Below are 12,515 nucleotides of genomic sequence, written 5' to 3'. Positions count from 1 at the left end.
ATGGTTTTAATTTGGATTATTAATGTATTTGTGAGAAACAACAAGTTCTAAATTGCGCTCCCCATTTTGCTCGTTGAGCTCCAATAGTACTTTCTGGTCGTCGCTTAAGGAAAGTTTAGGCATCACATAAACCAGTTTTACCGTTTTATTTTCTCCTATTCTTTCCGGTAGCTTACAGATAAATAGCGGCTCCTTATACAAGCGTTGTACCGATTTCTTCTTTCCTTTTTGTCGTGTTTGAATTGAGAATTTTAAAAAATTCAAATCATAATCTAATGAAGATTTATTCTCAATCTGGATCACGAAATAGAGTTCTTCTTTATCAAATACTATATTTTCTACACTAAGAATAACACCTGCATTGCGATTTTTAATGCTTCCAATTTTGACATCTTGATCTAACAAGTAGAAGCAAGCTCTTTTATAATAAGCATCTTTGCCTGCTACAGGATTTTCGGGCTTCATTAAATCAACCGAATCTAAAAATTTAGGGCTTTCATTTCCAATACTGCTGGATTCAGTAATAAAATAGGTAAGCTTAGACAATTCCTTTTTATAGCAAACAATATACGAAAAAACAGAACCTTTACTATTGATTACCAGTAGATTGCTTTCTTTTCCTGGCTTAGCTTGCAGTAAGCCAAAATACTGTTGTTTTTCCCGATTGTAGGTAAATACAAAATTCTCTGAACCCGTAATCCCTTGACGTATGGGTGACGGGAAAAATAAGGCTACATTTTTTTGATCGTTCGCATAAATGGTATCCAGCGTTAAAGGCTGTTGTTGAGCACTGCAGAAGATTGAAATTAATAAGGCAACTAGTACAGGTAGTGTTTTCATTGTTTTGGCTTTAGAATTAGTTTGTAATTATTTAAAATAGTGACCTTGACGTTTTTATTATTTCGTCGTAGGATCTGGCTAATACCACCTACCTGAGGAACACTGGGGATATTAATGTCCTGTAGGATATCATCTAAAACTTCGTTTGTGGCCTCTGCTCTAAAATTATTTTCAACATAGATTCCTGCGCTGCCATCTTGAAAATCGAAGGCTTGTAACTTTGTTGATTGATGATCAATGTTTTCAATAGCAATAAGAGCCCGGTTGGGTTGAAAACTGATAAAGCCAAAAATGGGGGTGTTTTTAGGAATTACCGTTCCGTTGATGGTTGCATCTTGAGTAAGTCGCATACGCAATCGGGAATTGGCCTTAACAACTTGATCTCCGTTAACTACAGCGTAGATCGTTGCATCGGTAGTGCCTAAAGTTGTAGCTTGACTTTGTCGTGGAGCAGATGCGAAGAACAGCTGGTGTTCTAATCCCATCTCTTTGGTTTCTATTTTACGTTCAGCATTAAATTCTATAGAATCCAGTTCTAAAACTTTCGGACTTTCTTTTTTTCGGGTTCCCAGATTTTCAAAAGTGTTTTCTGAATAGTTGATACGCCCGGCGGTGTAGATACTATCGATGATTCGTTCCTTTTCTTTTTCAGGAAGATCGGCATCATAAAAGCCTAAAGAGTCAATATTTTTTTCATCATAAATACTGGGAGCATTGGTCTCTCGTACTTCTTTTAGATCATTAATGGCATCGAGCTTAGAGTGATATTCTTTCTGTTGCTCATCTAGCTTGGGTATCAATGTTTGTTTGAGATTTTCGGTCTCCTTATCATCAGCGCCCAGTATCATAACAGAATAGGATATCAGGAATAGAATTACCGTGGCGAGTACCGCGGCAACTACAATTTTGTTTTTTTCTACTTTCATAATTGTGATTTTTAGTAATGCCGGTCATTAATTTTTATCAGTTAGTTTTTTAAGCGAGTTTTCAAAATAATTGGTAATTAAAAGTCCGTGTGGATTTTTGGGAAAGTTGCGGTCTACAAGAATTAAATTACCGGTTGAAACCAGTTCATAGGTGTCTATAGTTGATCCTCGATTGATTTCAAAAACCGTTACCGTTCTAAATGTTTGTTCTCCCTGTTGCTCGTCTATTTGAGAATCTATACTTAAAACTTGTTGTACAAGAGAATACTGAATTAGGCGATTATAAACGCCGTCCGTTTTTTTCTGACGGTACAGATTATCAATTGAATTGTTACCCAGCCACAATGCCTTTTCTAAATTCTTTTCATAATTACTGGCATCTATGTTATAGAAATAGGAATGAAACAATTCTAAATGTGCCAGGGCTTCAACTTTAAAATTCTCTTTTTGATTGACAAGTTTCAGTGGGATTATAGTGCCGTCTGTGTTAATTGCAAAAGCACTGTTCAATGCTTTGTTATTAATGTTGTGAGCCATCCAAACCGAAAAGCAACTGGAGAGTGTCGCAAATACAATTAATGATATAACAACGAGCCGGTTTAAATGGAGGACTTTATAAATACTGGAGTATGGTGTTTTCATTTTATCTTTTTAATTGGTGAATAATCGAAGCGTGAAAGAGATCGCTTTTCTATAAAGTTTGAATTTGAGAAAGACAATAAAGCCAACAGAGCCGAGCTGAACAACGGGAGCAAAAAATCCCTGACCGACGTCAGTACCGAAAAGGTTTGTCCAAAAATTGGTATTGATCTCGGTGTAAATTGTATTTACAAAGACATTAACTAAAAAGAAAGCAGGTACAAGCATATACACGGCAGCGTACAACTTGAAAAAATTATAGGCCAGAGAACGAAACTTTTCAAACACTGCCAGGCTGATCACCAGTGGAAAAAAGGCCTGCAAGATTCCTAAAAGGAAAAAGCGTTCTGCAAGGAATAGCGGATAGATGAACAGATCAAGAATCCACAGAAATATGCTTATTACAAAGGCAATGATCTTGAAGCCGTAAAGCGGGGTGATCAGTGCCTCGTAAAGCAAGGTCATAGCCCTACTGGCGGCATCTAATAGGCTTACGTCTTCTTCAAGTGGTATTTCCTGCATTTGCAATGGAAGCAGGGCAGGAGCCGTATCCCGATACTGACTTTCTACAGCAACAAGTATGGCATCAAAGAAGCCTAAGATTTGAGTTGAGAAAATAACGATAAGTATGACCGCGAAGTTTTTAGCCAGTTCACCCGGGCTCAATCCCCACGAATAGCCGTCCTTATCTGCAATACCCTCATTGTACTTTTTAAGTATGTTTACCAGAAAAAAAAGAACTGCAAGTGTTTTCATTCCTCCAATAGTATATTGAGAGAACGCGCTGTTTTGGATCGTTTGAAAAAGTGTGTCGATATATTCTAATCCTATACCCATTGCAATGATGGCGCTATCGTTTAATAATTAGTTTCTCGGTTATTGACTTTGTCCTGCATTTTTCTGAAGGAAATAATGTCTTTATACCTTTTGGTTCTGATGGTGATGTTTGAAACCATTTCCTGAGATTGCTGCTCTCTTTCTTGAAGCACTTGTGCCCGGTCTGCATCAGACATTTTCAAATAATCACTGGATAAGATCTCATCTATGTAATTCATAGTTTCCAGGGATTGCTCCACAATTACATTAAATGACTGGGATACTTTAGTAACCTCTTGAGGTTTTATGTATGGCGAGTCCAGAATAGCTCTCAAATCAGTTTCCATAACCCGGATGAGGCGGTTGTAATTTCTACCGATTTCGCGTACTGCCTTTAATTGCTTAACCACTTGATTTACCTTTTCGAGATTCTCTTTTTGCTTTTTGAGAAATTCGACAGTTTTTAGAAGCTGACTGGTTTGCTTGGCAGATTCTAGTAACGATTTTACCAGGCTCACAAAATTGGTGTTATCATAAACTGGCATCCCTTGGCAAATACCATGTGCAGGTATTAAAAAGGTCAATACCACAGCAATTACTAAAATGTTTGTTTTACTTCTTGCGGTATACTTTTTTTGGTATTCGTGAATATTCGATTTCATAGTTTTAGGTTTTAGATGTGAATTCCTTAATTGCCAATTCCATATCATTGGTCTTTTCATAAATGGACATTATGGCCTCATTTTCTTTCCCATCAGTTAGATATGCTGCATACACTTCTTTGGGAACTTCGAGACGGAATATGTTGCTTTTTTTACCGATTTTGATAAACATTTCGGTGTACCTGCGTGGACCCGAAAGATTGTTTTTAATAGATTTTAATTGGTTCAGATCGTGGCTCGATAGGTTGAGTCTCTTGACTAATTCTTCATACCCTTTTTCGTTATTCAGACTGTAGATAACTTGCGTATTTTCGAGTATGCTAGCCGATGTAGCATTATGGGGCAGTTGATTGATAGATTGTAAAATAATTCCAATAGCCCCGTTTTGTTTCCGAATAGCTTGATAATAAAACTCTACGCTTTCCAGTACGCTTTTAAACTTTAATTGCTTGGCAAACTCATCAAAGAGAATGATGCCTTTTTCAGCTCTGTTTTTCCAAATGGTTCTTTGAATAGCTGATTTAATCAGCTTCAACATCACGGAAAGTATTTCTTTATTATCCTTGACTTCATCCAGTTCAAAAACAATCAGGCTTTTATCTTCAATTTTATAGGTCTGATCCTCGCTGACCTCAAAAAGAAAACTATATAGACCATCGCCGACATACTCTGACATCACATGCAAAAAGCGCGTCACATTAAAGTAATCGGGATGGATTTTAAGCAAGCTCAAAAGGTTTTTTTGGTGCGCTTCTATATAGGCGTAAAATCCGTTTAGGGAATGATTTTCCGGAGTGCTTTCGTAATACTGGCGCAATATCTTTTTAACGGAAACCGACTGAGCTTTGGTGACTTTTATATCTGAAGCGAACAGTTCAAACAGGAAGACCGATAAATCTTCCAATCGTTCGGGTGTCAGATCCTTTAGATCGCTGATGTAAAATGGATTGATGCCAAGGTTCTTTCCGCTCTCGTAGCGCAACACGGTGTATTGTTCGGGATAGAGTTTGGCAAATTTGGTATACGAACCGCCCAAGTCTATGATGACCAGGCGTACCCCACTTTCAAAATATTGACGCAGAATATTATTGGCCAAAAAGGATTTTCCCTCACCTGTGGGTGCAAAAATGGCAAAGTTGCGTGCCTTGATGCGTTTTTTACGTTCGTCCCATACATCCTTTAAAACGGGAATGTTATGTTCCCGATCGTTGAAGATGATGCCGGTAGCATCTGATTTATAATTGGTGTTGTTGATGAACAGGCAGAGGGCGTGTTTTAAATCGGTTACATATAAATCCTGATTGGAAAAGTTTGATGAAAAACAACAGAAGCTGTTTAGGATGTAATTTTTTCGTTCTTCGCCACGCGGGTAATAGGGAACAATATCGAGTTCCTTAAACTCGGTCTTGATCTTTGAGGTAATTTTATCCAGTTCTTTAGCATCTTTCGACCAATAGACTATGTTGAGATGGCCCCGGATGATCCGAGCATTTTCATCGGCATTGATCTGATCCAGGATGTGCTGAATTTTTCCGAGTACCACTTTATTTTGAGAGCCGAAATTGGAACTTTTATTGAGCTCTTCAACCTTTTTGTCAAGCAGCTTGCGCCATTTTTGTTTGTCATCGAGATATATAATTTGATTGATGATGTGGTTCTCGTTCAGATTTAGCCCCAGGCCATCAATAAAGCCCTGGTGGAAAACAAAATCATCTGAAGTAAAGCGCTCATTGGTTTTACTGCTTTGAACAGTGTCACCAAAGCATAATTCACTATTTATAGCAAGTGTATCAAAGTAATTTTCGCCAATAGTTATAGCTGATTTTTCTAAAAGAATGTCAGTATCAACACCTTCATTAAACCCGTTGAAATACTGCGTTGTTAATTCCTGAATTTCTGGTGCCTGAAGTGGAATAAATTCCATTTTTCTACTGTTATTGATAAAGGAAACCGAATCGCTTACGGCACTGATGAAATGTTGAAGATCATCATCTAATTTCCGGACCCTGTTTTTAGAAACATCCCGAAATGGATTGACGTACTTAGGATTGTTGAAAGCTTTGTTTTTAGTCAATGTGAAGAATAAAAAACAGCGGTGTTCAATAAACTCCCGACCTTTAAAATGATCGTGAGTAGCCTTTGCCAGGAATGTATTATTGGGTAATTCTTTTGAAGAAAAGGATTTTTTAAGATAGATATCTTGTTTATGAACGACAGTACCTACAGGAAGTGATTTCAAGGCCTGAAACCAGGCACTATGCAGATCTTCAAAGTCTTTTTCTGAAAGCGAATAGATTTCAGGGAGTGTCCCTTTATAACAAAGCACTACGTTACCAGTATTGGCAAAAAGAACATGGTCCTGAATATCTGCAATAGGTTGCGGGTTAGAAATAGTAATCTTCTTCATAATCAAAGTCGGTATTTCTTTTGTTACTAATGATTTTTGGAAACGTGTTTTGCTTTTGAAACAGCTGTGGATTTCGAAGGATTTGAGTCAGTGCGGCATATAAGACAACATTGAATATCATGATGCCGATGATCATTACAAAGCTGAAGGAAAAGATGATGACCAGAAGTGACATCACTATTGAAGCCATCATTAAGGCATATAAGGAAACAGGCAGACCGAAAATGACTGCCTGTTTCCTGATGTTTTTATAAACTTCATACTTTTTCATAAATCCAAGTATTAATTGCCAAGCGTCGCTTAGCGACTTAGACTACAATACCAATGAGGTAGGTGAAGATTCCCACAACCGCGCCTGCAATCAAAACAAAAACGAGTACGCGGGTGATACCCTTTTTGAGATCTGCATTTTCTCCAAAAAAATGCCCGGCATTGAACAGGAAACCGACTAAAAAAATAACCCCCAGTATGATAGGGAATACGGTGCGGATGGTACTGGATACATCATCAACAGAATCTTCGATTCCTCCGATTTGCGCAAAGCCTGGTACGGTGATCAGGAGCATTGCGAGTGCTAGTAGAATAAATTTTTTCATAAGAATAGATTTTGCGTTTACTACGGTTAGTAAAAATGTTTTGCGAAATCTATTGGGAAAACAAGCAGCAGGCAGAAAATCCCTAAACTTTAACGAGAAGTCCTGTTAAACCTTAGACTATTCGTATTTAATGTCTGGTTTCTTTGAAAAATTTGTATTCAAATAGAAGAATATGAAACGATTAAAAGAGGTGATGTTCTTTCTGCTTTTAGTAGTTCCAGTATTTAGTTATGGTCAGTTGAGCAGTTCTAATAAGACCATAATTGTTATTGACCCCGGCCACGGAGGGAGTGACTCTGGAGCATTAGGAGTTAACGGAATTCAAGAGAAGGATGTAGTGCTCAATATCGCGAAGGAACTGGTAAAGCTCAATAAAAAACTATTCAGCGATACCTATGAGATCTACTTAACTCGCTATACGGATACACTGATTTCATTAAAGGATAGGGGAGCACTGGCAAAGAAGCTTCGGGCTAATATTTTTATTTCGTTGCACTGCAATCACTCCAGTAACCCCAATGCCCGGGGTATAGAAGTATATGTGGCAAATAATGGTAAGCATATTAGGCAATCTATTTTTCTGGGGTATCAACTTCAGAAAGGGCTCAGGGAGCAAATTGGTTATAAGAGTAGAGGAGTGAAATTTGCGAATTTTCAGGTACTTCGCGAGACGGTAGATTATTGCACGACGGTATTGTTGGAGTTGGGGTTTTTGAGTAATTGGGATGAAACGAATTACTTAAAAACATTAGAAAACGTGAGTTTTGTTGCACGGTCAATTTTTAATAGTTTATGAATTATTAGGTAAAATAATCAGAGCTTTTTTCTTAAGTTTTTAGAGCGTATTATTTATCCGAGCCCACACGACCGGATGCTCACTAGCAGCCTCATTAGCATTTTGCATTGTTGAATAGGTTGACCACATCGGTTTTTTCTCAGGCCAAATAGCCTTGCGGTTAAGCCCTCCTTGGGTAGCTTTAGAGAATAAATTAGGAGAGAGCAGGAGATAGTCTTTTTGTCTTATATTAACGCCCAAGCGATAAGCTCCTAAACTAAAATAGGCGGCATCTGTTCCTTTGTCTACATCCACATTAAAGCGACTGTGTTTGGTGATGTCTTTTAAGTCGGTATCTACCAAAAGGGGAGCCAGGGAGTGACAATAGGAAGGTGCGTTGAGCGTTCCTAGAATAGCAACATCTTTTTTTCCTTCTGAACGGAGCACGTTATAGACTTCAGCTACGAGTTGCGCTTGCTTTTTACGTTTTAGGTCTGCAAACTCTTTGTCTTTAGCGTCGCCTTGCAAATGCACCACTAATAGATAGATTTTATTTTTTGCAGGGGTTTGAATTTCATATTCTAAGAAGTCATTTTGAAAAAGCAATTCCCCGTTAGAATCTCTGTCATATTGATGGCTTTTTACACACAGGATTTTATAGCCATTTTTAGTCAGTATTCCCGTCTCCTTTCCGGTCTTATCATTCCCCTGAATAACAAACAATTCATCAAAGGGTTTACAATTGAATTCGGGCAGTACTTGGGTATTAAATTCGGACAAAGAAGCTTTGTCTTCAATTTCCTGGAGCAAAAGAATGTCAGGATTAACTTCTGCGATAACTCGAGCCTTATTCTTGATCGCTACTGAACCAATGGGAATGGTTTGTAGGGCAACCCACCCGTTCCAGTCTGTTAATTCGCAGGATTGTAATTCTTTAGAATAATCCATTCCTTTTAAAAATAAAAAGCCTGCTCTTTTGCGCATCACAGCATAAGGGGTTTGGTACGATTTATCAAAACCGAGTAAGAAGGAGAGTTCGCGCATACGGTTGGTATCACTATGGCTATAATCTTTTTTTCTGATTAACGAATCCAGTTCGGCAACCCAATCTGAAACGCATTTACTGTACGATTTTTGGATCGCGCTTCGATCTCTGTGAAATAGGTTTTGAATATTAAAGGTGGCTAGTTTCATGTTATTTGCGTTTATCGTTTGTGTTTTTATCAAAAGGGATTAGGTTAAAGAGTTCCCGCATTCTGCTGCGCACCCTGCTTCCGTAACGTTCTTCAAGCTCCTCGGCATTTAGATTTGTTGTGGCGTGGGTTTTTATCTTTGATTTTGTTTTTAAGTAAAGCTCATAACGAGACAGTAACACTTCGCCCATCACGTTACAATCCCTACCGTAGTGACTACCTAAAGGTTCAACACCCAGATCGTCAAAGCACACAGCGCCATTATCACCAAAATCCTCGATGGTTTTATAACCCAAATGGTTAAAACCAAATACAACGTTGCGACAAGGGGCGATTAAATAGGGCGGCTGCAAGGGAACCAGGTATTTTAATAGCTTCATTAGGCTGGTTTTACCACAACCTATGGGACCCGAAAGCAAGACTCCTTTATCCGGATCAATTCCGTTTTTCCTGCAGTTTTCTTTGTCTTTGATGAAGTAATGGCAAAGGCTCAGAATGGTTTGGGTGTCTTCTTCATAAATCTTGAATTTATTACCAAAAAGCAGTTTGCCTTTTGCACTTAGATAGATCAAAACTTTTTCAAAATCGTAGTACACTTTGTGCCCATCAAACGTCCCAAGCGAGTATTCCACGCCATCTTCAATAATTTTAGAGGGGTTGTCCATAATTTTTAGTGTTAATGGTTTTGAGGTTGTCCCGGTTTTGAGACACTTCAGTCACTTTTTGTTCTTTTTTTATTTCATCGGCTTTAAGCATCCACTTTTCGGCTGATGCCTTCCAATCCACAATATTTATTTTGCCTCCTATCTTCCATCCAATCGAGGTATAATGATTAAAAAATTTACTTCCCTCAAGCAGTGACCAATGTTTGTTTTTAAAAAAATCTAAAACCTCATTTTCATTTTTGGGTAGCTTAGGTTTACTATAGTTTTCTCTTTGTTTTTTACTGTTTGTATTAGGTACTAATGCTTGTCCCAAAACTTGTTCATCACTTGTGCCAGTACTTGGCTCAGAAGTCATATCAGTACTTGTACTGAATTTGAGCATCTTTATCTGGCTGCCCTTATAAGGATTATGGGAAGGCAAATAGAAAATGTATTTCCAATGATGCAATTGTTTTAGGCAACGGTGATAGGTTGCTTTTGATCCTATTTTAGCCATAGACATGACGTCTTCACGATTGATAAAAAACACTTCACGAAAGCGGTTGATGTTCCAATACTGAAATAAGGCTACGTAAAGGCTTATATGAGTGGGGTTCAATCTGGAATCCATCGAAAATTGCTGGAAGACCGCATTGAGGTGTCTTATGTAATTCATATGTTTTAATCAGTATGGTGCTCAACACGATTGGCTGTTAGTACAGCTTGAATTTCCTCAGCATCGTAGTAAATGATTCCTCCAACTTTGGTATAGGGTAGGGTTCCATTAACTCTTAGGTTTTGTAAGGTACCCGGACTTACTTGAAGTAAATTCATCACCTCTGAAGATTTGAGGTATTTTTTAAGTGTTCCTTTCGACTGTTCGGATAGTAAGTTTTTAATAGCATCGAGTAATTCGAGTTTGAATTCCCTAAGATCATCTGAGGTTACAATAGTAGCTGGCATAGTAGAACGTTTTTAAAAAAAGGGACTACCAGGATTAATTCATTTTGATTGATAGTCCCAATCAAGGTTTGACTTTCGTTCTACGAATTTGGGGGGATTTGTGCAGGATTGTTCCCTAGGAAACCGGAGCCCCGGTCAAAATTTAACAATTACCAAAATCAACCAATTAAAGATTGATTTGAGGATAATTCTATAAATAGAGGGTACTTTGAAGGACCTAATTTATTTTTCCGGGGGTAAACCGGAGCGGGGTATTTAGAAGTCTTCGCGATCCATAGCCAACTGTAGATTCGTGGCCAATTCGTCCAGAAATTTGGTTCGGCTTTTCTTGCGGGATTTAATTTCAGCAAAGGTCTTATACACATCACCGGGATCTATCTTAAAAAAACTTCCCAGTGCCCGGGCTATTTCGATGATATCAGCTTTGCCCTTGTGAATGACCTTACTGTGGTACAGGGCATAAATAAGTTCTATAAGATCGGTTCTTGAACCGCTCCAGTCTAGATGTGGGGAGTCAGAATAAGAAGTAGAGGTATGGGTTACTTTATCAAGCCTGGCGCTGAGGTAATCAGAAATTAAATCATTGCTGCGTAATTTTGCAGTTAAATAATCGCGGGATGTGTTGTAATATCTATTGAGATGCGTACTCAGATCATCTGGATCAAAGGGGAGGGGTTGCTGACGCAAAAAGTAGATGTGGTCCAAGTGGGTCTGTTTTGATTTTAAATAATAAGCAAATCCTATATGACGCAGTTTAAACTGATGCTGTGTATCCAAAAGCTCTTTGTAATATCGTTTTTGAGTTTTAAGGGTATTTACCGGCTTTTCGTGTTCCAATTGAATAAGGTATCGATAATACAGATGATAACCCAAAGCAACGGGCTTTATATGTTTAAAAAAGCAGATCTCTTCTGCTTCCTCCAGATCAGGTCTACTTTTAAAGTCCTGCTCTAATTGATTGAAAAATTCGGAAACATAGGATAAACAGATTTGGTTAAGTTCCTTCTGATAGGCGTATTGCTTTTGAAGCTTTTTTAATTTTTTCTTAAATTCTTCTAGATGTTTGTCCCATTCCATAACTAGCCCTTTTAAAACTAGAAATTAATAGGATTTGATGGAATTTAATAGGTTTTAAGAATCAAGGATGTGGCGATTTATAAAAATGAAGATTTAAGGAGTCGATATTTATAAAATTGAATCGCCAAAAGGGGTAAATAAAAAAAAAACAGGCCAACCCCCTACAGTCAGCCTGCTTGCTAACTAAATATAAAATTTAGTTAAGAGTTTATATTTGCTTATGGAAATATAAGATTTTAATTTTATTCAATTTTTTCTAATAAGTTTACATACGTGATAGCTGTCAAAGTTTATAAATTTTAACTGTTCATTCTTTTACAAAGACCCTTAGCTCATTCAGTCTGATTTGAAAACTTATAATCTACATATCTGGGAGCATCATCGTCCATTGCTACGTTTACAGTAAATGCCGCTGTATTATCCGCGGTGGTGAAGTCCAATTTCCAGTCGGCTTTCTCCCCCTAATCTCCAATGCTACGTTCCGCTAAGTTTAACACCGGAGTATTGAATTGTAGTATATCTGCGAAAGCACCGTTAAACACAGAAGATGCCTGTATGGAAGTGCTATCTAAATAAGATCTGAATACGCTTACTAGATCAAAGTTCCGGTTTTCGCCCGGTAATAAATCCGTGTAATCGGTACAAAAATCGGAAGGAATGAATCGCTTCACTTTTGCTTTTAGGGCAGCCTCTAAAATTCTTTTTTGTAAATCAACAATCACATCTCCAGGCCTGCCAAAGCGGAAACAACCAGATCGTTCCCTTCGCACGCATCGGCTATTTCTTCGGTATTATTGAGGTCTACCTTTTAAATAAGTACACCCATTTTAGAAAGTACTTCTATTTTTTGAGGGTTGGACGTGGGACGTACTATAGCAGTCATGATGGCCTCTTTGTTTAACAATTTTCGGCATATTCTCATTCCTAAATTACCGGTAGGACCTGCTACTAAAATTGATTTTTTCATAATATATCTC

Annotated in this window: 16 protein-coding genes; 1 reads left to right on the top strand and 15 read right to left on the bottom strand. The window is 37.9% G+C overall.

The genetic code is table 11. From position 1 onward, the window contains the following. Positions 1-6: 6 nt before the first annotated feature. The 8 genes from ACIGAM_RS17095 to ACIGAM_RS17060 are packed head-to-tail and all read right to left on the bottom strand — an operon-like array spanning position 7 to position 6,886. Entirely contained in the window at positions 7-840 is an 834-nt protein-coding gene (locus tag ACIGAM_RS17095) for a DUF4138 domain-containing protein (RefSeq protein WP_396512689.1), read from the bottom strand. Next, positions 837-1,766: a conjugative transposon protein TraM gene (traM, locus tag ACIGAM_RS17090; RefSeq protein ID WP_396512688.1), complete on the bottom strand. Its 930-nt coding sequence runs from the start codon at positions 1,764-1,766 to the stop codon at positions 837-839. Before traM ends, ACIGAM_RS17095 begins: the two co-directional genes overlap by 4 nt. Positions 1,767-1,793: 27 nt before the next feature. Next, a complete protein-coding gene (locus tag ACIGAM_RS17085; protein WP_396512687.1) occupies positions 1,794-2,408 on the bottom strand; it encodes a conjugal transfer protein TraK in 615 nt (204 codons plus the stop codon). A gap of 9 nt (positions 2,409-2,417) precedes the next feature. Further along, positions 2,418-3,242 carry a hypothetical protein gene (locus ACIGAM_RS17080; protein ID WP_396512686.1) on the bottom strand — a complete coding sequence of 275 codons (825 nt, stop codon included), beginning with the start codon at positions 3,240-3,242 and terminating at the stop codon, positions 2,418-2,420. 20 nt (positions 3,243-3,262) lie between these two features. Beyond that, positions 3,263-3,883, bottom strand: a complete 621-nt coding sequence (locus ACIGAM_RS17075) for a conjugal transfer protein (RefSeq protein WP_396512685.1) — start codon at positions 3,881-3,883, stop codon at positions 3,263-3,265. Positions 3,884-3,887: 4 nt separating this feature from the next. Then, positions 3,888-6,290, bottom strand: a complete 2,403-nt coding sequence (locus ACIGAM_RS17070) for a TraG family conjugative transposon ATPase (protein WP_396512684.1) — start codon at positions 6,288-6,290, stop codon at positions 3,888-3,890. Beyond that, positions 6,268-6,561 carry a hypothetical protein gene (locus tag ACIGAM_RS17065; RefSeq protein WP_396512683.1) on the bottom strand — a complete coding sequence of 98 codons (294 nt, stop codon included), beginning with the start codon at positions 6,559-6,561 and terminating at the stop codon, positions 6,268-6,270. Before ACIGAM_RS17065 ends, ACIGAM_RS17070 begins: the two co-directional genes overlap by 23 nt. Before the next feature lie 37 nt (positions 6,562-6,598). Next, positions 6,599-6,886: a hypothetical protein gene (locus tag ACIGAM_RS17060; RefSeq protein ID WP_396512682.1), complete on the bottom strand. Its 288-nt coding sequence runs from the start codon at positions 6,884-6,886 to the stop codon at positions 6,599-6,601. 172 nt (positions 6,887-7,058) lie between these two features. Between ACIGAM_RS17060 and ACIGAM_RS17055 the strand changes: the two genes are divergently transcribed. Further along, a complete protein-coding gene (locus ACIGAM_RS17055) occupies positions 7,059-7,682 on the top strand; it encodes an N-acetylmuramoyl-L-alanine amidase (protein WP_396512681.1) in 624 nt (207 codons plus the stop codon). A gap of 39 nt (positions 7,683-7,721) precedes the next feature. Here ACIGAM_RS17055 and ACIGAM_RS17050 read toward each other — a convergent pair whose 3' ends face one another. The 7 genes from ACIGAM_RS17050 to ACIGAM_RS17020 form a co-directional block, all read right to left on the bottom strand. Next, the gene (locus tag ACIGAM_RS17050; protein WP_396512680.1) at positions 7,722-8,855 is read right to left on the bottom strand and encodes a hypothetical protein; all 1,134 of its coding nucleotides are present in this window, start codon (positions 8,853-8,855) and stop codon (positions 7,722-7,724) included. 1 nt (position 8,856) lies between these two features. Continuing rightward, positions 8,857-9,519, bottom strand: coding sequence for an ATPase (locus ACIGAM_RS17045; protein WP_396512679.1), 663 nt, complete (start codon positions 9,517-9,519; stop codon positions 8,857-8,859). Continuing rightward, on the bottom strand, positions 9,503-10,015 hold the full coding sequence (locus tag ACIGAM_RS17040; RefSeq protein WP_396512678.1) for a hypothetical protein: 513 nt from the start codon (positions 10,013-10,015) through the stop codon (positions 9,503-9,505). Before ACIGAM_RS17040 ends, ACIGAM_RS17045 begins: the two co-directional genes overlap by 17 nt. A 164-nt stretch (positions 10,016-10,179) precedes the next feature. Next, positions 10,180-10,461 (bottom strand): helix-turn-helix domain-containing protein, encoded by a 282-nt coding sequence (locus ACIGAM_RS17035; protein WP_396512677.1) that lies wholly within the window; start codon positions 10,459-10,461, stop codon positions 10,180-10,182. A gap of 255 nt (positions 10,462-10,716) precedes the next feature. Beyond that, positions 10,717-11,538, bottom strand: a complete 822-nt coding sequence (locus ACIGAM_RS17030; protein ID WP_396512676.1) for an RteC domain-containing protein — start codon at positions 11,536-11,538, stop codon at positions 10,717-10,719. Between the two features lie 461 nt (positions 11,539-11,999). Next, positions 12,000-12,260: an NmrA family NAD(P)-binding protein gene (locus ACIGAM_RS17025; RefSeq protein WP_396512675.1), complete on the bottom strand. Its 261-nt coding sequence runs from the start codon at positions 12,258-12,260 to the stop codon at positions 12,000-12,002. An 86-nt stretch (positions 12,261-12,346) separates the two neighbouring features. Beyond that, on the bottom strand, positions 12,347-12,505 hold the full coding sequence (locus tag ACIGAM_RS17020; RefSeq protein WP_396512674.1) for a hypothetical protein: 159 nt from the start codon (positions 12,503-12,505) through the stop codon (positions 12,347-12,349). Positions 12,506-12,515: the final 10 nt, after the last annotated feature.

This window comes from Leeuwenhoekiella sp. NPDC079379, assembly GCF_044542075.1.
Taxonomy (GTDB): Bacteria; Bacteroidota; Bacteroidia; order Flavobacteriales; family Flavobacteriaceae; genus Leeuwenhoekiella.
This window is presented reverse-complemented; position numbering and strand designations above follow the sequence as displayed.